17 protein-coding genes and 1 other RNA gene are annotated in these 22468 nt (G+C 54.0%); 8 read left to right on the top strand and 10 right to left on the bottom strand.

All coding sequences use genetic code 11. The features are described 5' to 3' along the window. Window positions 1-22: 22 nt before the first annotated feature. The 4 genes from AC07RN_RS01220 to ppsR all read right to left on the bottom strand — a co-directional run bounded on the left by AC07RN_RS01220 (window position 23) and on the right by ppsR (window position 4477). The gene (locus AC07RN_RS01220; RefSeq protein ID WP_478335375.1) at window positions 23-2008 is read right to left on the bottom strand and encodes a TonB-dependent hemoglobin/transferrin/lactoferrin family receptor; all 1986 of its coding nucleotides are present in this window, start codon (window positions 2006-2008) and stop codon (window positions 23-25) included. Between the two features lie 78 nt (window positions 2009-2086). Then, entirely contained in the window at window positions 2087-2275 is a 189-nt protein-coding gene (gene hemP / locus AC07RN_RS01215) for a hemin uptake protein HemP (RefSeq protein WP_012017136.1), read from the bottom strand. Window positions 2276-2445: 170 nt separating this feature from the next. Beyond that, window positions 2446-3492, bottom strand: coding sequence for a 3-deoxy-7-phosphoheptulonate synthase AroH (gene aroH / locus AC07RN_RS01210; RefSeq protein ID WP_478335374.1), 1047 nt, complete (start codon window positions 3490-3492; stop codon window positions 2446-2448). Window positions 3493-3643: 151 nt separating this feature from the next. After that, entirely contained in the window at window positions 3644-4477 is an 834-nt protein-coding gene (gene ppsR, locus AC07RN_RS01205) for a posphoenolpyruvate synthetase regulatory kinase/phosphorylase PpsR (RefSeq protein WP_012017138.1), read from the bottom strand. 335 nt (window positions 4478-4812) lie between these two features. On the opposite strand from ppsR, the gene ppsA reads away from it, so the two are divergent. After that, entirely contained in the window at window positions 4813-7191 is a 2379-nt protein-coding gene (gene ppsA, locus AC07RN_RS01200) for a phosphoenolpyruvate synthase (RefSeq protein WP_012017139.1), read from the top strand. Window positions 7192-7269: 78 nt separating this feature from the next. On the opposite strand, the gene rprA is transcribed toward ppsA, so the two are convergent. After that, window positions 7270-7377: antisense sRNA RprA (gene rprA / locus AC07RN_RS01195), an RNA gene on the bottom strand. Window positions 7378-7561: 184 nt separating this feature from the next. Continuing rightward, window positions 7562-8677: an AI-2E family transporter YdiK gene (gene ydiK, locus AC07RN_RS01190; RefSeq protein ID WP_478335373.1), complete on the bottom strand. Its 1116-nt coding sequence runs from the start codon at window positions 8675-8677 to the stop codon at window positions 7562-7564. A 323-nt stretch (window positions 8678-9000) separates the two neighbouring features. On the opposite strand from ydiK, the gene ydiJ reads away from it, so the two are divergent. The 6 genes from ydiJ (at window position 9001) to fdnI (ending at window position 17497) form a co-directional block, all read left to right on the top strand. Next, window positions 9001-12057: a D-2-hydroxyglutarate dehydrogenase YdiJ gene (ydiJ, locus tag AC07RN_RS01185; protein WP_478335372.1), complete on the top strand. Its 3057-nt coding sequence runs from the start codon at window positions 9001-9003 to the stop codon at window positions 12055-12057. After that, the gene (gene menI / locus AC07RN_RS01180) at window positions 12054-12464 is read left to right on the top strand and encodes a 1,4-dihydroxy-2-naphthoyl-CoA hydrolase (protein WP_012017142.1); all 411 of its coding nucleotides are present in this window, start codon (window positions 12054-12056) and stop codon (window positions 12462-12464) included. Before ydiJ ends, menI begins: the two co-directional genes overlap by 4 nt. A gap of 95 nt (window positions 12465-12559) precedes the next feature. Beyond that, complete coding sequence (locus tag AC07RN_RS01175; protein WP_012017143.1) at window positions 12560-12754, top strand: YdiH family protein; 195 nt, start codon at window positions 12560-12562, stop codon at window positions 12752-12754. A 161-nt stretch (window positions 12755-12915) separates the two neighbouring features. Beyond that, on the top strand, window positions 12916-15966 hold the full coding sequence (gene fdnG / locus AC07RN_RS01170) for a formate dehydrogenase-N subunit alpha (RefSeq protein WP_478335371.1): 3051 nt from the start codon (window positions 12916-12918) through the stop codon (window positions 15964-15966). 12 nt (window positions 15967-15978) lie between these two features. After that, window positions 15979-16866 (top strand): formate dehydrogenase subunit beta, encoded by an 888-nt coding sequence (gene fdxH, locus AC07RN_RS01165; protein WP_478335370.1) that lies wholly within the window; start codon window positions 15979-15981, stop codon window positions 16864-16866. Continuing rightward, window positions 16859-17497, top strand: a complete 639-nt coding sequence (gene fdnI, locus AC07RN_RS01160; protein ID WP_059178162.1) for a formate dehydrogenase-N subunit gamma — start codon at window positions 16859-16861, stop codon at window positions 17495-17497. The genes fdxH and fdnI overlap by 8 nt, the downstream gene beginning before the upstream one ends. A 61-nt stretch (window positions 17498-17558) precedes the next feature. On the opposite strand, the gene fdhF is transcribed toward fdnI, so the two are convergent. From fdhF to ycgZ, 4 genes are all read right to left on the bottom strand, one after another. Continuing rightward, on the bottom strand, window positions 17559-19709 hold the full coding sequence (gene fdhF, locus AC07RN_RS01155; RefSeq protein ID WP_478335369.1) for a formate dehydrogenase subunit alpha: 2151 nt from the start codon (window positions 19707-19709) through the stop codon (window positions 17559-17561). Window positions 19710-19912: 203 nt separating this feature from the next. Beyond that, window positions 19913-20191: a biofilm/acid-resistance regulator YmgB/AriR gene (locus tag AC07RN_RS01150; protein WP_133630429.1), complete on the bottom strand. Its 279-nt coding sequence runs from the start codon at window positions 20189-20191 to the stop codon at window positions 19913-19915. Window positions 20192-20226: 35 nt separating this feature from the next. Further along, window positions 20227-20547 (bottom strand): hypothetical protein, encoded by a 321-nt coding sequence (locus tag AC07RN_RS01145; RefSeq protein WP_478335368.1) that lies wholly within the window; start codon window positions 20545-20547, stop codon window positions 20227-20229. A 96-nt stretch (window positions 20548-20643) separates the two neighbouring features. After that, window positions 20644-20883: a regulatory protein YcgZ gene (gene ycgZ / locus AC07RN_RS01140; protein ID WP_059178158.1), complete on the bottom strand. Its 240-nt coding sequence runs from the start codon at window positions 20881-20883 to the stop codon at window positions 20644-20646. A 343-nt stretch (window positions 20884-21226) separates the two neighbouring features. On the opposite strand from ycgZ, the gene AC07RN_RS01135 reads away from it, so the two are divergent. Then, the gene (locus tag AC07RN_RS01135) at window positions 21227-22447 is read left to right on the top strand and encodes a diguanylate phosphodiesterase (RefSeq protein WP_478335367.1); all 1221 of its coding nucleotides are present in this window, start codon (window positions 21227-21229) and stop codon (window positions 22445-22447) included. The last annotated feature ends 21 nt before the right edge of the window (window positions 22448-22468 follow it).

The raw sequence follows: 22468 nt of genomic DNA, 5'->3' as shown, positions 1-22468 counted from the left end.
CGGCGAACCGGGGCAAGGGGGATTACCACTGATAACTGACGAAAATTTTACCGTTGCGTCCATCCTGCGGAATGCCCTGCGGTGACCAGTACTCTTTGTCGAAGGCGTTGCCCAGCACCAGCGTAGTGGTCACGCCTTTGAGTGCCTGTTGCCCCTGATAGCTCACGTAAAAGTCATTCACCGCGTAGCCCGGCTGTTGGCTGTATTCACTGCTAACGTGCGTTGAGCGATCGGTAAAGGTGCCAATCCAGCCAACCGAGAAGCCGCTTTGTGCCACCGGAACGTTCAGTTTACTGGTCACGGTGTCCGGGTTAATCGTCGAGATGTATTCGCCCGTATCGGTGTCTTTCCCGCGCGTGCGGTTATACGCCACATCAAGGCTGAACAGGTCCGCCGTGTATTTCGCCATCACGTCCCAGCCCCAGATTTTGGCGTTTGGGACGTTATAGGACATCGTGGTGGCGGCAGCAAAATCGACGGCAGTAGAGATATAGTCTTTCGCGTTGGTGTCGAAGTAGCTGGCTTTGAACTCCAGCTCATCATTGGCCAGCATCAGGTCGTCAAAGCGTAGACCAAAGCCGTACTCTTGCGTTTCGTTGGTTTCCGGGCGCAGATTCGGGTTTGGCACCCAGTAGTTAGTGTAGAAATTGCCGATGGAGAAGTGTTTAGAATCGTTATACATCTCACCCATCATTGGCGAGCGGAATGCCTGCGCGTAGGAGCCGAACAGCATCAGCCAGTCGGCGGGCGTAACGGTGATACCCGCGCGGGATGACCACTTATCCGCATCGACATCGTCATACCCCTCGCTGCTGCCACGGTAGTTATCATAGCGTGTGCCGCCTAACAGCGTGACCGGCAGGTCGCGCAGGGTGATTTCGTCCTGCAACCAGCCGGAGCTAAAGTCGATTTTTGCCTCCGGGAAACCGCTGGTTGAGCCGCCTGGATTTTGCTCCTGACGATAATATTCACCGCCGTAGGTGAGCAGGTGTGAGGCGAAGGAGTCGGTAAACAGATGCGTACGGTTCTCCACTTTTCCGCCTTTGGTGGTTTGTTTGCGGAATTCAGCAGTGCTGTCGACGTTTTGCGCATTGATCCGCGCTTCAGACCAGTACACCTTTGCCTGGGCGTTCAGCCAGTCGTTGCCGTCTGGCGCAAGGTTGTAGGTCACTTGCGCGTCACGCTGAATCGTGGATCGATCGGTCATCGGGTTGCTGCTCTCCGACGGCTCAATCGTTTGCGGATTTTTTGGCTCCTGCGCTGCATTGTTGTAATAACGCAGCGAGCCGCCCAGCGTCTGAGCGCTGTCGATTTTCCAGCTGCCTTTCGCCAGCATATTATTGATGGACTCATCGTTTGGCGCGGTGGTGCCGTCGCTTTGGCGTAAATCGCCGCGATCGCGGCTGGACCATGCAACAACGCCATCCAGCACGTCGGTACGACCAAACGCGCTGGCACCCATCCCGATACTGTGATCGCCCGTTGCACCGGTCCCAAACACGCGGAAGCCGCTGTTTTTCCCGGCGTCCAGCAAGTCTTTTGCCTCTACCGTGTCATAGGAAATCACGCCGCCCATCGCGCCGCTGCCGTACAGCAGGGCAGAAGGACCCCGCACCACTTCGATTCGCTTGATCAGCGCCGGATCGAGAAACGTGCTGTTGAGGTGTCCGGTATCCGTTCCCTGACGCACGCCGTCGACTAAAATCAGCACGCCGCGTCTGTCGTAACCGCGCAGATTCACGTCCTGACCGTTGGTACGGCCCGTGCCGTCCAAAGTGATTCCCGGCACGGTGCGCAGCAGATCGGCGGCAGAACTGGCGGTTTGATTTTCAGGGGCAGTGGCGTCGATAACGCTCACCATCATTGGCGCTTCAAAAGTGCTGCGGGCGTTACCCGTCGCGGTGACGGTCATCTCATCAGAGGCCGCAAAAGCAGCGCCCGGAAGGGCACTGAAAACGGCCAGCGCCAGCAGCGATGGGCGCAACGACGCGGAATTCAGGTATGGCATAGCAACTCTCCATTAGGAAATCGAAAGCGCTGGCTGCCTGGGGATCACCTGGGTGGCTGGCGAATAGTATGTCTAGGTTTATTTAGTGAGAATCAGTTTTCCGGCATGGGTCTGGCGCAGCAGATAGTGCTGGCCGTCATGCTCAATAATCACCCGTCCTTCATCGCCAAGCAGACTTTTACTGTCTATCCGACGCTCCGGGGAAGCGGGTGTAGGCTGTGTGCGATCTTTCGCGTGTGTGGCTGCCGTGTTATCCGTACGTGACATAATGTTTAAAAATAATAATCAAAGTAACAATGATAATCATTATCAACAAAGTGAAATTTCACGGCAAGCCTTTTTGTGAAAAAAATGTGACTGGATCAATTTTGCTGCGAAGGGTTTGAAAAGTGACGGATTATAAATAAAAACCCCGCCAGGGCGGCGGGGGTAGGTAATTAAAAACGGCTATCGACGGCGGAGGCTAATTTTTCCAGCAACAGTTCGCTGTCTTCCCAGCCCAGACACGGATCGGTGATCGACTGACCATAGGTAATCGGTTGTCCTGCCACGACCTTTTGCGTGCCTTCCTTCAGGAAACTTTCCGCCATGATGCCGGCGATGGCGGTAGAACCGCTGCGGATTTGCTGACAAATTTCATCGCACACTTCCAGTTGACGACGATGTTGCTTCTGGCAGTTGCCATGGCTGAAATCGACCACCAGATGTTCCGGGAGATCAAACTCGTGCAGCGTGTCGCACGCCGCGGCGATATCTTCTGCATGGTAGTTGGGCTTTTTGCCCCCACGCATAATGATGTGGCCGTACGGGTTACCGCTGGTCTGGTAAATGGTCATCTGACCGTTTTTGTCCGGCGAGAGGAACATATGGCTGGCACGCGAGGCGCGGATCGCATCGACCGCGATGTGCGTATTCCCATCCGTACCGTTTTTAAAGCCCACCGGGCAAGAAAGCGCGGAGGCCATCTCGCGATGGATCTGGCTTTCGGTGGTACGCGCGCCAATCGCGCCCCAGCTAATCAAGTCGGCGATAAACTGTCCGATCACCATATCGAGAAATTCAGTGGCTGTCGGCACGCCGAGTTCATTCACCTGGAGCAGTAATTTACGCGCCAGTTCGATACCGTGATTGACGCGATAGCTACCGTTCAGATCCGGATCGGAAATCAACCCTTTCCAGCCCACCACGGTACGCGGTTTCTCAAAATAGGTGCGCATCACGACTTCAAGGCGATCCTGGTGCTTATCGCGCAGCACTTTCAGGCGCTTGGCATAATCCAGTGCCGCATCAAGATCGTGAATCGAGCAAGGACCAATAACCACCAGCAAACGGCGATCTTCACCGTTCAGTATTTTTTCGATGCGTCGGCGCGACGCAGTAACATGTTCCGCAACGCTTGCGGAAACGGGGTGGCGCTGTGCCAGTTCTGCGGGCGTCACCAGACTTTCAATACGCGCTGTGCGAAGTTCGTCGGTTTTATTCATGGAATGTCTCAGAAATATTTGCTTCATCGGCAGACTACCGGGAAGTGATGGGCATCACCTTAAACCAATCCCTGCTGATTTCAAGTTCGGGGCATTACGGCCCCGAGAGTGAAAGCGATCATAACTGAAATGAAAATAATGCACTAGTATATTAGTACATGCGGCGATTCAGACCCATGATGTCGAGGATTTTTGTGGCTATTTCTTCTACCGAATAGTTGGTGCTGTTCAGCCATGGGATCTGGTTTTTACGGTACAGCGCTTCGACTTCTGACACTTCCATGCGGCATTGACGCATCGACGCGTAACGGCTGTTCTCACGGCGTTCTTCGCGGATCGCAGCAAGGCGTTCTGGATTAATGGTCAGACCAAAAAGCTTATGCTGCAGCGGTTTCAGCGCAGGAGGCAGCACCAGGTTATCCATATCGTCAGCAATAAAAGGGTAATTCGCGGCACGAATGCCAAACTGCATCGCCAGATACAGGCTGGTGGGGGTTTTGCCACAGCGCGACACGCCAAGCAAAATGACCTGCGCCTGATCGAGATTACGCATCGAGATCCCGTCGTCGTGCGCCAGGGTGTAATCAATCGCGGCGATACGCGCGTCATATTTGATCAGGTTACCTGGATTGAGGCCGTGGGTACGATGGGCAATTGGCGTCGGGTCGAGCTTTAACTCACCTTGTAATGGCGCGACCAGTGCCTGAACAATATCCTGACAAAAACCTTCACTTTGCAGAATAATGTCGCGAATTTCGGGAATAACAATGGAGTAAAACACTAACGGCCGAGTGCCAGTTTGCTGGAAAATCGCATCGATTTGCTCTTTCACCGCTTTGGCGCGGCTTTCATTTTCGACAAACGGCAGCGTGATGCTGTTGATAGCCACCGGGAATTGTGACATCACCGCATGGCCCAAGACCTCGGCGGTGATGGCCGTACCATCAGAAATATAAAAAACGTGGCGATCGACAGCATTATCCATTTTACTCACCCAGAATAGCGAACCTAATTGACTGAAAGCATAAATTAAAAAAGTAAAATACACAGCAAAGAACGTTTTTAAATTATAAATGAAATGGTGTTTTTAATTTTAATGAAAAGTGGATTTCATTTTTCAAATAGGCGTCTTAGTTTCATGGTCTTTGGATGAATCTTTAGGAATCATAAAGTTAGGCATTGATGGGAAAGTATCCGAAAAAGAGAAAAATAAAAGTGCTTACACGATTCACCGTTTTTTTGTCGGGGATAAATATGTAAGTATAAATACGAAGTCAGACGTTTCTTACTCCGCTTAAATATCACAAAAGGATTGTTTCGATGTCCAACAATGGCTCGTCACCGCTGGTGCTTTGGTATAACCAACTCGGCATGAATGATGTAGACAGAGTTGGAGGCAAAAATGCCTCCCTGGGTGAAATGATTACAAACCTGTCCGGTATGGGTGTTTCCGTACCGAATGGCTTTGCGACTACCGCCGATGCGTTTAACTATTTTCTCGATCAGAGCGGTGTAAACCAGCGCATTTACGACCTGCTGGACAAAACGGATATTGATGATGTGACCGAGCTTTCTAAAGCAGGTTCACAAATCCGCCAGTGGATCATCGACACACCTTTCCAGCCTGAACTGGAACACGCCATTCATGAGGCATATAACCAATTGTCTGCTGACGACGCGCAGGCCTCGTTTGCCGTGCGCTCCTCTGCCACCGCAGAAGATATGCCAGACGCCTCATTTGCCGGTCAGCAGGAAACGTTCCTCAACGTGCAGGGGTATGATGCCGTGCTGGTCGCGGTGAAACACGTTTTTGCTTCGCTGTTTAATGACCGCGCCATCTCCTATCGCGTGCATCAGGGCTACGACCACCGTGGCGTCGCGCTCTCTGCGGGCGTGCAACGCATGGTGCGCTCCGATGTTGGCTCTTCCGGCGTGATGTTCTCGATCGATACTGAATCCGGTTTCGATCAGGTGGTCTTTATCACTTCCGCCTGGGGACTGGGTGAGATGGTGGTGCAGGGCGCGGTTAACCCTGACGAATTCTACGTCCACAAACCGACGCTGGCTGCGAATCGTCCGTCTATCGTTCGTCGTACGATGGGTTCCAAAAAGATCCGCATGATTTATGCCCCGAATCTTGAACATGGTAAACAGGTTGAGATTGAAGACGTACCACAGGAGCAGCGTGACCGTTTCTCTCTGACCGATGACGACGTGCAGGAGTTGGCGAAACAAGCGGTGCAAATTGAGAAGCACTATGGCCGTCCGATGGATATCGAATGGGCGAAAGACGGGCACACCGGCAAGCTGTTTATCGTGCAGGCGCGTCCAGAAACCGTGCGTTCTCGCGGCCAGGTCATGGAGCGTTACACGCTGCATGCACAGGGTAAAATCGTCGCTGAAGGGCGTGCGATTGGCCACCGCATTGGCGCAGGCCCGGTCAAAGTGATTCACGATATCAGCGAAATGCACCTGGTTCAGCCCGGCGATGTGCTGGTGACGGACATGACCGACCCGGACTGGGAACCGATCATGAAAAAAGCCGCGGCTATCGTCACCAACCGGGGGGGGCGCACCTGTCACGCCGCAATCATCGCGCGTGAGCTGGGCATCCCGGCCGTCGTGGGCTGTGGTGACGCCACCGAGCGCATGAAAGATGACGAAAAAGTCACCGTCTCCTGCGCCGAAGGCGATACCGGCTACGTGTATGCCGATATTCTGGACTTCAGCGTGAAAAGCTCAAGCGTCGATACCATGCCGGATCTGCCGCTAAAAATCATGATGAACGTCGGTAACCCCGATCGTGCCTTTGATTTTGCCTGTCTGCCCAACGAAGGCGTGGGCCTGGCGCGTCTGGAATTTATTATCAACCGCATGATCGGGGTGCATCCGCGCGCGCTGCTGGAGTTTGACGACCAGGACGCCGCGCTGCAAAACGAAATTCGCGAGATGATGAAAGGCTACGACTCACCAAAAGAGTTCTATGTAGGCCGTCTGACCGAAGGGATCGCCACACTCGGGGCGGCGTTCTATCCGAAGCGGGTGATTGTGCGTCTGTCAGACTTTAAGTCTAACGAATACGCTAATCTGGTTGGCGGTGAACGCTACGAACCAGAAGAAGAGAACCCAATGCTGGGCTTCCGTGGCGCTGGCCGTTACGTGTCTGACAGTTTCCGCGACTGTTTTGCCCTGGAATGCGACGCGGTAAAACGCGTGCGTAATGAAATGGGTCTCACCAACGTCGAAATCATGGTGCCGTTTGTGCGTACCGTAGAGCAGGCGAAAGCGGTAGTGGAAGAGTTAGCGCGTCAGGGACTCAAGCGCGGCGAGAACGGGCTGAAGATCATCATGATGTGCGAAATTCCGTCCAATGCCCTGCTGGCAGAGCAATTCCTGGAACATTTCGACGGCTTCTCAATCGGCTCCAACGATATGACGCAGCTGGCGCTGGGTCTGGACCGCGATTCTGGCGTGGTGTCAGAACTGTTCGACGAGCGCAATGACGCGGTGAAAGCGTTGCTGTCGATGGCGATTCGCGCGGCGAAGAAACAGGGCAAATACGTCGGGATTTGTGGTCAGGGTCCTTCCGATCACGAAGATTTTGCCGCATGGCTGATGGAGGAGGGGATCGATAGTCTGTCCCTGAACCCAGATACGGTGGTGCAAACCTGGCTGAGTCTGGCTGAACTGAAAAAGTAATCTCATCCTGAATAAGCCCGGCGGCGTCATGCTTGCCGGGCTTTTTTTATGTCCTGGCGCGCACTCGCCAAAAAAAGCATAAAAAAAAGCCCATCGTGGGAGATGGGCAAAGACTACACACAGCAATTCGTTGTTTCACTCAGGGGATTTCCATGCTTATAAATCAAGGTGTTGATTTATAACCGTGAGCTAATAGTAGGCATGCTACGTTTTTGCGTCGATCAGATTCGTCTCAATAGTTTAAGAGGCGTGAAGATTTTGCGAGGGGAATGACGCAGTTAGGCGTGACGCAGCGGGTCAGACTCGTTTTGTGTATCAAAATTGATTAGTTTGGCTTATGTGTCAGGCGGGTTGCCCCGCCTGTAGAGAATTACTGCTTGTTTTTATCTTCCAGCGTTTCGAGTTCGTGCAGCACCACATCCGGGTCGGTGGCCGGCGGCGGAATTTCATGCACCCATGCGGAGAACAAACGCCAGGTCACGGCCAGCAGAACCGGACCGATAAACAGACCAATCATGCCGAAAGCAATCAAACCACCAATCACGCCGGAAAGAATCAGAATCAGCGGCAGATCGGCACCCATGCGAATCAGCATCGGTCGGATAACGTTATCCATCGTGCCGACCACGCAACTCCACACCAGAAGCACCGTGCCCCAGGTGGTATCGCCGCTCCAGTAAAGCCAGATAATGCAGGGGATCAGCACCAGCAGAGGCCCAAGCTGCACCAGACAGGTGAGGATCATGATGACCGTGAAAATGGTCGCATAAGGAACGCCCGAAATCGCCAGACCAATGCCACCGAGAACCGCTTGCACCAGCGCAGTCACTACCACACCCAGCGCCACGGCGCGTACCGCCTGCCCTGCCAGTAACACGGCCGCATCACCGCGCTGTCCTGCCAGACGCGTGGCGAAATGACGCACGCCGAGTGCCACCTGTTCGCCACGCCAGTAAAGCAGGGCGCTGAAGACCAGCATCAGTGCGCAATGCATCACGAAGCGCCCAACATGCGCCGCCTGACCCACAAACCAGGTGGTTGTGGTGCCGATATAAGGCCGGACCTTGGTCATGATCGCGCTGCCGCCCATCTCCAGCAGGCTATGCCAGCCGCTGTAAAGCTTGGCGCCAATCACCGGCACACTGTTCAGCCAGGCGAGATCCGGAATGGTCATTTCACCGCTGGTCACCGAGCGAATCACCGGCCCGCTGGTATCGACCAGACTGTTGACCAGCAGCGCAATCGGAATAATGAACACCAGGAAAACAAACAGCGTCATCACCACAACCGCCAGTGAGCGACGACCAAACAGCAGTTTTTGCAGACGAATAAACAGGGGCCAGGTGGCGATAACGACCGTTCCGGCCCACGCAAAACCCAGCACAAACGGGCGTACAATCCATAGGCACGCAATAATGATGATGGCTAAAAACAGCACCGACAGCAGAATTTGCGCAACGTCCCTGGGCTGACGAAGATTGACCATATATAAAATTTACCTTTAATGAACACCAGCCGCGCTGGCGGAAACATAAAACGCGTCACTCTAATCATTAGTGATTTCAGCGGTTTTTGACAGTCGGATTCTGCCCGTAATTCTGCTGAGCGTATAAGAAAAAAATGTGATACAACCATTCAGACACAACGCAAACGATTATCTCCCGTCATATTTCATGCTGTAGATGCGTTGGTTGGGTGCGTTTATCCCCGTTAAAGCATTAGCTCTACGCCAGGGTCCACGCCGTTACCAGCCGCAATCAGTGCGAACTATCCAGGGAGTTCACCACTTAATAATTAGGGTCGACAGTAATGATCCCATTGATTTCTCAGGCACCCGGCGTCGTTCAGCTGGTACTGAATTATTTGCAAGCACTGGAGCAACAGGGTTTTACAGGTGATACCGCCACGAGTTACGCCGACAGGCTAACGATGGCGACTGACAACAGTATCTATCAGTTACTTCCCGATGCCGTCGTTTTTCCTCGTTCTACCGCAGATGTGGCGCTGATTTCGCGTCTGGCAGCGCAGGAACGTTTCGCGTCGCTGGTCTTTACCCCACGCGGCGGCGGAACCGGCACCAATGGTCAGGCTCTGAATCAGGGCATCATCATTGATATGTCGCGCTACATGAACCGTATTATTGAGATCAATCCCGAAGAGGGTTGGGTGCGTGTTGAAGCGGGCGTGATAAAAGACCAGCTCAACCAGTTCCTGAAACCTTACGGTTTTTTCTTTGCGCCGGAGCTTTCGACCAGCAACCGCGCCACCATTGGCGGCATGATTAACACTGATGCCTCCGGGCAGGGGTCGCTGGTTTACGGGAAAACATCCGATCACATTCTGGGCGTCCGTGCGGTGCTGCTGGGCGGCGATATTCTCGATACCCAGGCGATGCCGGTTGAACTGGCTGAAACGCTCGGGAAAGACAACACCGCGGTCGGGCGAATTTACCGTACCGTGCTGGATAGCTGTCGCGATAACCGTCAGCTTATTATCGATAAATTCCCGAAACTCAACCGCTTCCTGACCGGTTACGATCTGCGTCATGTCTTCAATGACGATCTCAGTGAATTCGATTTAACCCGCATTCTGACCGGGTCCGAAGGCACGCTGGCGTTTATCACTGAAGCGCGTCTGGACATCACCCGGCTGCCGAAGGTGCGCCGTCTGGTCAACGTCAAATATAACTCTTTCGATTCCGCACTGCGCAATGCGCCGTTTATGGTCGATGCGCGTGCACTGTCGGTGGAAACCGTTGACTCTAAAGTGCTCAACCTGGCGCGGGAAGATATTGTCTGGCATTCGGTCAGCGAGCTGATTACCGACGTGCCGGATAAAGAGATGCTCGGGCTGAACATCGTTGAATTTGCGGGCGATGACGCGGATCTGATTGAAAGTCAGGTATCGACGCTATGCAACCGTCTTGATGAGCTGATCGCCACGGGCGAAGGCGGCGTGATTGGCTGGCAGCTGTGCAACGATCTCTCGGGCATCGAGCGCATCTACGCGATGCGTAAAAAAGCGGTCGGTCTGCTGGGCAACGCCAAAGGGGCGGCCAAGCCGATTCCGTTTGCGGAAGACACCTGTGTACCGCCGGAGCATTTGGCGGATTACATCGTTGAGTTTCGCGCGCTGCTCGACGGCCATGGCCTGAGCTACGGCATGTTTGGCCATGTGGATGCGGGCGTGCTGCACGTCCGTCCGGCGCTGGATATGTGTGATCCTCAGCAGGAGATGCTGATGAAGCGCATCTCTGACGAGGTCGTCGCGCTCACGGCGAAATACGGTGGTCTGCTGTGGGGTGAGCACGGTAAAGGGTTCCGCGCAGAGTACAGTCCGGCGTTTTTCGGCGAGCAACTGTATGGTGAACTGCGCAAAGTGAAAGCGGCGTTTGACCCGGATAACCGCCTCAATCCGGGCAAGATTTGCCCGCCTGCGGGCGTTGACGATCCGATGATGCAGGTTGACGCCGTGAAGCGCGGCACCTTCGACCGTCAGATCCCGATTGCGGTGCGTTCATCCTGGCGCGGCGCGATGGAGTGTAACGGCAACGGTTTGTGCTTTAACTTCGATGTGAAAAGCCCGATGTGCCCGTCGATGAAAATCACCAGCAACCGCATTCACTCCCCGAAAGGGCGCGCGACGCTGGTGCGTGAGTGGCTGCGTCTGCTGGCGGATCGCGGTGTCGATCCGCTAAAGCTCGAAAACGCGCTGCCGGAAAAACGCGCCAGCCTGCGCACGCTGATTGAGCGTTCCCGAAATAGCTGGCATGCCAGTAAAGGTGAGTACGATTTCTCGCACGAAGTGAAAGAGGCGATGTCCGGTTGTCTGGCCTGTAAAGCCTGCTCGACGCAATGCCCGATCAAAATTGATGTGCCGGAGTTCCGCTCGCGCTTCCTGCAGCTTTATTACTCCCGCTATTTGCGCCCGATGCGCGATCATCTGGTGGCGACGGTTGAAATCTACGCTCCGCTGATGGCGCGCGCGCCGAAAACCTTCAACTTCTTTATCAATCAGCCGCTGGTGCGCAAGCTGTCCGAAAAGCACATCGGCATGGTTGATCTGCCGCTGCTCTCCACGCCGTCTCTGCAACGCGAGCTGGTCGGACACCGTTCGGCCAATATGACGCTGGAACAGCTGGAAACCCTGAGCGGCGAGCAAAAAGCCAAAACCGTGCTGGTGGTGCAGGATCCATTTACCAGCTATTACGATGCACAGGTGGTCGCCGATTTTGTGCGCTTAGTGGAACGCGTGGGTTATCAGCCGGTGGTCCTGCCGTTCTCACCGAATGGCAAAGCGCAGCATATTAAGGGTTTCCTGAATCGGTTTGCCAAAACGGCGCAGAAAACGTCTGACTTCCTGAATCGCGTTGCGCAGCTTGGGATGCCGATGGTGGGCGTCGATCCGGCGCTGGTGCTGTGTTATCGCGATGAATACAAACAAACGCTCGGCGATAAGCGCGGCGATTTTAACGTCATGCTGGTACACGAATGGCTGCCAGCAGCGCTGCAACATGTTGCGACGCAGGAGACCAGCGGCGAATCCTGGTACCTGTTTGGCCACTGTACCGAAGTGACCGCGCTGCCTGCTGCGCCTGCGCAGTGGGCGTCTATCTTCGCCCGCTTTGGGGCGAAGCTGGAAAACGTCAGCGTTGGCTGCTGCGGCATGGCCGGGACGTATGGGCATGAAGTGAAAAATCACGCCAATTCCCTCGGGATTTACGAATTGTCGTGGCATCAGGCGATGCAGCGTTTGCCGCGTAACCGCTGTCTGGCGACGGGATATTCCTGTCGCAGCCAGGTGAAACGCGTCGAAGGTAGCGGGGTTCGCCATCCGTTGCAGGCTTTACTGGAGATTATGGGATGATCTGGAAACGCGAAGTCACGCTACACGCGCTCAACGCCATGGGTGAAGGCAACATGGTCGGGCTGCTCGATATTCAGTTTACGCGTATCGGCGCAAACGACATTGAGGCCACTATGCCCGTGGATCACCGCACGCATCAGCCATTTGGTTTGCTGCACGGCGGGGCGTCAGTGGTCCTCGCCGAAACGCTGGGTTCGGTTGCGGGATATCTCTGTACCGAGGGCGAGCAAAAAGCCGTCGGGCTTGAGGTGAACGCCAATCACATCCGGTCTGTGCGCAGTGGACGCGTGCGGGGTGTGTGCCGGGCTTTGCATGCGGGAGGCCGTCATCAGGTGTGGCAAATTGACATCTTCGATGAGCAGGATCGTCTGTGCTGCTCTTCACGACTGACGACCACCGTGGTTTAAGTAACGGTAAACATCTGCAACAAATTGTCTCTGGTCAAAAAGTGGGCAGTGAAAAGTGTTATACTGGTCAGGTTTTGTACACAAGAGAGGATGTTATGGATACCGAATTGAACCCAGCCATACTGGCAGTAGAATTTTTACGTCGCGATAAGAGCAACTTGTCTCCGGCACAGTACCTGAAAAAGCTCAAACAGCTTGAACTGGAATTTGCCGACTTGCTCGCGCTCTCTTCGAATGAATTAAAAGAAGAGATCTATTTTGCCTGGCGGTTGGGCGTTCACGTCCATTAATGTTCGATACCTGATAAAAAGGTCGCTGAGGCGGCCTTTTTTGTTTTTTACTCCTATGTGATCTCACCTCTTATAACCACAAATGGATAATGGTTTATCCAGCTTAATAACCCTATAATCTCCGTCCCTTTTCCCGTCTTAAGTTTTAAGCTGGAGGATACATGGAGTTTAGCCGGAGGCAGTTCTTTAAGATCTGCGCGGGCGGTATGGCAGGAACAACTGTTGCATCTCTCGGATTTTTATCATCTTTTTCCGCGATCGCGGAAACACGTCAATACAAACTCTTAAAAGCAAAAGAGACGCGTAATAACTGTACATACTGCTCAGTGGGCTGCGGCATGATCATGTATAGCCTCGGCGACGATGCCAAAAACGTCAAAGAAAGTATCTATCACGTCGAAGGCGACTCGGATCACCCGGTCAGCCGTGGGTCGCTTTGCCCGAAAGGGGCAGGGGTACTGGATTACATTCACAGTGATACTCGCCTGCTGTATCCCGAATACCGCGCGCCGGGGTCTGATAAATGGCAGCGTATTTCATGGGATGACGCCATTGAGCGTATCGCCCGCCTGATGAAAGCGGATCGTGATGCCAATTTTATCGAGAAGAACGCCCAAGGGCTGACGGTCAACCGCTGGACGACTACGGGCATGCTCTGCTCGTCGGCGGCCAGCAATGAAACCGGTATTCTCGACGGAAAATTTGCCCGCGCGCTGGGCATGGTGGCGATCGACTGTCAGGCGCGTTTGTGCCACGGTCCAACCGTTGCTGCGCTGGCACCGACCTTCGGGCGCGGGGCGATGACCAATAACTGGGTTGATATTAAAAACGCCAACGTGGTGTTGATCATGGGCGGCAACGCGGCGGAAGCCCATCCGGTCGGCTTTAAATGGGTTGTTGAAGCGCAGACCAAAAACGACGCCACGGTGGTGGTGGTCGATCCGCGCTTTAACCGCAGCGCGGCGGTGGCCGATCTGTATGCGCCGATTCGCGCCGGGTCTGACACTGCGTTTCTGCTGGGGGCCATTCGCTATTTGATCGCGCATGACGCCATCCAGCACGAATACGTCCGCGCCTACACTAACGCCAGCCTGATTATCCGCGACGACTATGCGTTCGATGACGGTCTGTTCAGCGGCTACGACGCCGAAAAGCGTCAGTACGATAAATCGAGCTGGTTCTATCAACTGGACGAGCAGGGCCACGTGCAGCGTGACGATACGCTCAGCCACCCGCGCTGCGTCTGGAATCTGCTTAAAGCGCACGTCGATCGCTATACGCCGGAGATGGTGAACCGCTTGTGCGGCACGTCGATTGATGATTTCAACCGCATTTGCGCGATCCTCGCCAGCACCAGCGTACCGGACCGTACCGCGACAATCTTGTACGCACTGGGCTGGACGCACCACTCGGCGGGCGCACAGATAATACGTGCGGCGGGAATGTTGCAACTGCTGCTGGGCAATATCGGTATGGCAGGCGGCGGCGTCAACGCCCTGCGCGGTCACTCCAATATTCAGGGCTACACCGATCTGGGGTTGCTCTCAACCAATCTGCCGGGCTACATGCCGCTGCCGTCCGAAAAACAGCCGGATTATCAGACCTATATCTCGCAGATCACGCCGCCGTCGCTGGGGCTGAACGAAGTGAACTACTGGCAAAACACGCCGAAGTTCTTTATCAGCATGATGAAAAGCTTCTGGGGCGAGCATGCCACGGCGGACAACAACTGGGGCTACGACTGGCTCCCGAAATGGGATCGTTTGTATGACGTGATGACCCAGGCCAAGCTGATGCTCGACGGCAAAATCAACGGTTACATCGTTCAGGGCTTTAACCCGCTGGCGGCGTTCCCGGATAAAAACAAATCGTCCCGCGCGCTCTCGAAGCTCAAATACATGGTGGTTATCGATCCGCTGGTCACCGAGTCGTCGACCTTCTGGCAGCATCACGGTGAGATGAACGACGTGAATCCGGCAGATATTCAGACCGAAGTCTTCCGCCTGCCATCGTCCTGTTTTGCGGAAGAAGACGGCTCGATTGCCAACTCTGGCCGCTGGCTGCAATGGCACTGGGCGGCCGCTGAGCCACCGGGTGAAGCGATGCACGACGGCAAAATCCTTGGCCGTCTGTTTACGCGCCTGCGTGAACTCTATCAGGTCGAAGGCGGGGCAAACCCGGCGCCGGTGCTGAACATGTCCTGGGATTACAAAAATCCCCGCGATCCGCATCCGGAAGAGATTGCCCGCGAAGCCAACGGCATGGCGCTGGTGGATTTGTTTGATGACAAAGGCCAACTGGTGGCGAAAAAAGGCCAGCAGCTCAGCAGTTTTGCGCAGTTACGCGATGACGGCACCACCAGCAGCTTCTGCTGGGTGTACTGCGGAAGCTGGACCGAGCAGGGCAATCAGATGGCGAACCGCGATAACAGCGATCCGTACGGGCTGGGCTGTACGCCAGGCTGGGCGTGGTCGTGGCCGGCGAACCGTCGCATTCTGTACAACCGCGCCTCTGCCGATGCGGCCGGGAAACCCTGGGACGCCAAACGTGCCTTGCTGCACTGGGATGGCAAAAAATGGACCGGTCAGGACGTGGCGGATTACAACGCCTCGGCACCGGGTAGCAACGTCGGGCCGTTTATCATGAATCCAGAAGGGGTGGCGCGCCTGTTCTCCATCGACAAGATGAACGACGGCCCGTTCCCGGAACATTACGAACCGATTGAATCGCCGATTGGCACCAACCCGCTGCATCCGAATGTCATCTCCAGCCCCGTTGCGCGCATCTTCAAAGAAGACCTGCCGAATATGGGCAAAGCGGATGACTTCCCGTATGTCGCCACGACCTATTCGATCACCGAGCTGTTCCGTCACTGGACTAAGCATGCGCGGCTCAACGCAATTGCACAGCCGGATCAGTTTGTCGAAATTGGCGAAGCGCTGGCGCAAGAGAAGGGCATTGTTGCCGGGGATGAAGTGAAAGTGATGTCGAAACGAGGCTTTATCAAAGCAAAAGCGGTGGTCACTAAACGCCTGCAAACCCTGACCATTGACGGTCGTAAGGTCAACACCGTGGGCATTCCGTGTCACTGGGGCTTTGAGGGGGCAACGCGTAAAGGGTTCCTGGCCAATACGTTGACGCCATCCGTGGGCGACGCCAACTCGCAGACGCCGGAGTACAAGGCGTTTTTAGTCGACATCGAGAAGGCGTAAGGGAGGCCACGTATGTCCATGCAATCACAAGATATTATCAAGCGCTCGGCCACTAACGCCTTCACGCCTCCGCCTCAGGCGCGGGACTTCAAAACCGAAGTCGCGAAGCTTATCGATGTGTCGACCTGCATCGGCTGTAAAGGCTGTCAGGTCGCCTGTTCCGAATGGAACGATATTCGCGACGAAGTGGGGGTGTGCGAAGGCGTCTACGACAACCCAATGGATTTGACCGCCAAATCCTGGACGGTGATGCGGTTTAGCGAAACCACGCAAAACAACAAGCTGGAGTGGCTGATCCGCAAGGACGGCTGCATGCACTGCGCGGACCCAGGCTGTCTTAAGGCCTGCCCGTCTGCCGGAGCGATTATCCAGTACGCCAACGGGATCGTGGATTTTCAGTCCGATCACTGCATCGGGTGCGGATACTGCATCGCCGGGTGTCCGTTCAACATTCCCCGTCTGAATCCTGACGATAACCGCGTCTACAAATGTACGCTGTGCGTGGATCGCGTGAGCGTCGGCCAGGAACCGGCATGCGTCAAAACCTGTCCGACAGGCGCGATTCATTTCGGCACCAAAAAAGAGATGCTGGAGATGGGGGAGACGCGCGTGGCGCAGCTCAAAAAGCGCGGCTATACGAATGCGGGTGTCTATAACCCGCAGGGCGTCGGCGGTACGCATGTAATGTACGTTCTGCACCATGCCGACCAGCCGGAGCTGTATCACAATCTGCCCAACGATCCGAAAATCGACGTCCCGGTCAACCTGTGGAAAGGCATTCTCAAGCCGCTCTCCGCAGCCGGATTTGTCGCTACGTTTGCCGGGCTGATTTACCACTATATCGGTGTGGGGCCAAACAAAGAGACGGACGACGATGAAGAGGAGAACGATCATGAGTAAGAGCAAAATGATCCTGCGCACCAAGTTTATCGATCGCGCCTGTCACTGGACGGTGGTGATCTGCTTCTTCCTGGTCTCGCTCTCTGGGATTGCACTCTTTTTCCCGACGCTCCAGTGGCTCACTCAGACCTTCGGCACACCGCAAATGGGGCGTATTCTGCACCCGTTTTTTGGCGTGCTGATTTTCTTCGCGCTGATGTTTATGTTTGTGCGTTTCGTGCACCACAACATCCCGGATAAACAGGATCTGCCCTGGATCAAAGGGATTGTTGAAGTGCTGAAAGGCAACGAACACAAAGTGGCGGACGTCGGCAAATATAACGCCGGGCAGAAAATGATGTTCTGGAGCATTATGAGCATGATTTTTGTGCTGCTGGCGACGGGCGTGATTATCTGGCGTCCCTATTTTGCCCATTACTTCCCAATGACGGTGGTACGCTGGAGTTTGTTAATCCACGCCACGGCGGCGATTATTTTGATCCATGCCATCCTTATCCATATGTATATGGCGTTCTGGGTGAAAGGGTCGGTCAAGGGGATGATTGAAGGGAAGGTGAGTCGTCGTTGGGCGAAGAAACACCATCCGCGCTGGTATCGCGAAGTTGAAGCGAAAGAGCAAAACAAAGAGTAAGCGATAAAAAAGAGGCTCGCACTGGCGAGCCTCTTTGCTGTTCATTCCCGTGAATTCTCTGCTAAACGTTTACCGCACTGATTAACCGAGATTTCATCGATTGATAGGCCGACGCGGCATAATCTTCCGCCCAACGCTGATCGTCGATCGCCTCAAGTTTAACCGCACAGTATTTGGTTTCGGGCGTTTTGGAAATCGGATCGAGATTATCCTGGGTCAGTTCATTGCACGCCCCAATCCACCACTGATAGGTCATGTAGACCGCACCGGCGTTGATACGCTCGCTGACACTGGCACGGGTAATCACTTTCCCACGACGCGAACGCACCCACACCAGTTGTCCATCCGCAATGCCCAACGCGTCTGCATCCGCCGGGTGAATCTGCACGCGCCCCGGCTCATCGGCGAGACTTTGCAACGCCGCGCAGTTACCGGTCATCGAACGGCAGGAGTAATGACCGACTTCACGCACGGTGCAGAGTACCAGCGGATAATCCGGGTCCGGCACTTCGGCAGGCGCACGCCACGGGGCTGCGAACAGCTGACCTTTGCCGCTCGGCGTATCGAACTGATTATCTTTGTACAGGTACGGCGTACCCGGGTGATCCAGCGTCGGGCACGGCCACTGAATATGCCCCATCTCGCCCATTTTTTCGTAGGTGACGCCGTAAAACAGCGGGCACAGCTCACGCATTTCGTCCCAGATTTGCTGGTTGGAATCGTAGTGCATCGGATAGCCCATTTCGCTGGCCAGCAGGCTGATGATCTCCCAGTCGCGTTTGACGTTGCCAGTGGCATCGATCGCTTTGCCAAAACGCTGGAATCCGCGGTCGGCGCAGGTGAATACCCCGCCGTGCTCACCCCAGGACGTCGCAGGCAGCAGCACGTCCGCCACTTCCGCCGTTTTGGTCATGAAGATATCTTGCACCACAACGAAATCGAGGGCCTCGAACCCGCTGCGCACCAGGCCCAAATCGGCTTCGGTCTGGAGCGGATCTTCACCCATGATGTAATAGGCTTTCACTTTGCCTTCCAGCGCCAGATGCGGGACTTCGGTGATGCGCACGCCTACCTGATCGTCCATTTTGTTGGCGTCGATTCCCCACGCGTCAGCAAATTTCTGCCGCATTTCGGGATCGGTGACATCCTGATAGCCCGGGAACATGTTGGGCAGCACGCCCATATCACACGCACCCTGCACGTTGTTTTGGCCGCGAACCGGGCCGACGCCAACGGCAGGGCGACCGAGATTTCCGGTCAGCAGCGCCAGGCTGGAAAGCCCTTTTACCACATCCACCGCTTGTCCAAACTGCGTCACGCCCATGCCCCACATCACCGTGGCTGACGGTGCAGCCGCAAAGGTGCGCATCGCCTGACGTACGTCCCGCGCGGGAATGCCGGTCAGATGCTCAACCTTTTCAGGAGCATAATCTTTGACGGTCTCACGATAGGCATCGAGACCCTCAGCAAAGCGTGCGACGTAGGTTTTGTCGTACAACTCCTCTTCCAGTAGCACGTAGCCGAACGCATTGACCAGCGCCATATTGCTGCCGTTTTTAAGCGGTAAATGTTGATCGGCGATGCGGGCGGTTTCGATGCGACGCGGATCGCAAACGATGATTTTCGCGCCGTTCTGGCGCGCTTTCAGCACGCGGCGCGCCACGATAGGGTGAGAATCTGCACAGTTATAGCCAAACACCAGCAGGCATTTTGAGTTCTCGATATCGTTAATGGAGTTGCTCATCGCCCCGTTACCGAGCGTTTGCTGCAAACCGGCAACAGACGGGCCGTGACATACTCGCGCGCAGCAATCCACATTGTTGGTGTTCAGTACGGCGCGAGCAAATTTCTGCATCACATAGTTGGTTTCGTTACCCGTTCCGCGCGACGAACCGGTGGTCATAATAGATCGTGGGCCGTGTTGTTCTTTGATCGTTTTGAGTTTGCTGGCGGTGTAACGAATCGCCTCTTCCCAGGTGACAGGCGTAAAGGCGTCACCTTTGTTGTAGCGGATCATCGGTTGGGTCAGGCGGGGGGTAAGGAGTCGGGTATCGTTGAGGAAATCCCAGCCGTAAAAACCTTTCAGGCACAGCGTACCCTGGTTAGTGACGCCATCGGCGGCTTCGGCGCGGATAATACGATTGTTTTCGACAACGAGATTTAATTTACAGCCTGCACCGCAGTAAGGGCAGACGCTTGCGACTTTTTTCATCAATAACAGACCTGTTAAGAAATGAAGAGAGGTTCACCAGGACACACTCTCGAAAGCAGGACATAAGCAGAATCCATGCCATCTATTCATTGCTTTGATATATCAGGGTTTATTGATGGGTTTGTTGCTAACAATAGCGTGTCATCGTCATGATGCTCGACACATATGACGATGACACGTTAACAGGGAGTAAGTTGCGGGCCTTAAATATCATCCATGGTGTAGCCAACAACGATTTCCAGCGTTTTGCGAATCACATCGGCGCGGACCACATCGCTGGTCGATTCGAGCGCATGAATCAGCCATAAAATGAGTCCTTTGTTAGTGACATGCCCATCACTGGCAAGAACGCCACGCACCGCAGCGGAAAAAACAGCAGCCTCATCGGCAAACCGATCGCCTGCGGTACGAAAATATTCTGCAACTGCACTGTCGAAGCTTGCTGTCGTAAATTCGGGCTGAACCTGAATATTCTGTCTCATTTATTCTCACCGTATGGTTAAGTGGCGGTTGGCAGTCAATGTATTTTCTTTGGATCAGCAGGCTTTCCATTGCTAAATAAAGGAACAACATTGTTATTATTGATCCTTTGAGATCCCTCTCGATTCGCTTGGTTTTGCACGGCTTTGTAATGTTTAAACGCCACATCACTGCCGCTTATTTCCGCAATAACCTCTGCTATGGCTTCCCGCCGCTCAGGATCCTTTTCATGAGCTTTCATGCTCCGTAATCTTTGCGTTAATGCATGCGTATTGATGGGGCCGTTCTCCTTTAACAGCGAAAGAACGGCTTCACCAATAAGCTCGTCAACCATTTTGTCTACATGACGTCTATTCATAACAGCATCTCTGATCGCCTGGTCTTTGTTAGCCTTCAGCGCTCCCTCATCCCGATGACTGACAAACCAGGAAATCTGTTAATTGTTTTGCGAACTTCAGCGATCAAACAGTAATCCGATAAGGGTTTGATAATGTTTTTCTTCTTCCAAATCCGATGCATCTTCAAGACGGCATAGCAGCTTGGCACACAGCGTTTTACGATTCAGGCTACGCCCGTCACGCAGGATTTCGACAACCACCTGTCCGAGTGTCTCCTGCTGGGTAGGCAGGGCGGCCTTGTCAAAGTACTGTGCAATGGCAGTGGCGGCATCGGGTTGATATCCGTTCTGGCGCATGTTTCGATCCTGTAAAAATGAGTAATCAGTAACGTTACAAATAAGGTATACACTTTTCTTAAATCTGTACATTAAAAATGTACAGATTTTTCATAATTTTTCACTTTTAGTTACAGATTATAAAAAAATCAATAAGTTATGAATGTCAACATTGCAGAGTTATGCAAAGGATATATTGTACAACGTGTATTGCGGAACAAAGTTGTACAGGCTAAAAATCACGAGAAAAAAAACCGCTAAATCCTTGAGCTGTAAATTATTTGTTAAGCAATTAATGTGGTATAACACGCAATAGCCACATGATTTGCATGTGCGGCCCACCCGATAAACACCCTGGAAAAACATGCTCACAACCATTATTTACCGCAGTCATCTCTGCGCGAACGTTCCAGTTAAATCTCTGGAAAAAATGGTCGAAGCAGCCGCCGATAAGAATCGGCACTCGGACGTCACAGGGATTTTATTATTCAACGGAATGCACTTTTTCCAGCTGCTCGAAGGGCCGGAAGAGAGCGTCAAGCGTATCTACGAGCATATTTGCAACGACCCCCGGCACTACAATCTGGTGGAGTTGCTTTATGACTACGGCCCGTCAAGGCGATTTGGTCATGCAGGCATGGAACTCTTTGATCTGCGGCGCTACGACAGGGAAGAAGTGCTTCAGCAGGTGCTGAATAAAGGGACAACTCGCTATCAGCTCACGTACAACGATCGTGCGCTACAGTTTTTCCGCACCTTTGTCGAAGCCACTGAAAAAGAAAACTATTTCGAAATCCCACCGGGCGATACCTGGGAATTTATCCCCGAAGAGGATGCTTTATCGCGCCAGCCCCCGGTGATTGCCAAAGGGGCAGACTGTAGCTTTGCGTTTCAGCCCATTGTTGATCCGCTGACGCAACAGGTTGTCTCCTGGGAAGCGCTGCTGCGTACGCCGTCTGGTGGTTCACCGGCCGTCTATTTTGAGTCGCTGACCGGGAATGCGATTTACGAGTCGGATCTCAAAAGTAAGCAGGTCGCGCTGTCGATGGCGAGTGCGCTGGGCCTTGAAGGGCAGACATTATCCCTGAATTTGCTGCCGATGACGCTGGTCAATGTGCCTGATGCTGTCGATTTCCTGCTGAAAGAAATCGCCGCCAATGGTCTGGTGCCCGAGCAAATCATTATCGAATTCACCGAAAGTGAAGTCATTTCGCGACTCACCGAATTCAAAGGGGCGGTCCGGCAGCTCAAGAGCGCCGGGATCAGCGTGGCGATCGATCACTTTGGTGCCGGCTTCGCGGGTTTGCTGCTGCTGGCGCAATTCCAGCCTGACCGAATCAAAATCAATCGCGAGCTGGTTGCGGATGTGCATAAAAGCGGTCCGCGCCAGGCGATTGTTCAGGCCATTATCAAATGCTGTGCCTCACTGGAAATTCAGTTTTGCGCCGTGGGTGTTGAGAAGGCGGAGGAGTGGATGTGGCTTGAATCCGCTGGGATTTCCGAGTTTCAGGGGCATCTTTTTGCCAGTCCGAAACTGGGAGGCATTCCGCCGATTGCCTGGCCAGAAAAGAAATTCGATATCTAATGTGCGGTAAACCTCTCTCAC

Source organism: Lelliottia sp. GFLA7 (genome assembly GCF_056490165.1).
This window is presented reverse-complemented; position numbering and strand designations above follow the sequence as displayed.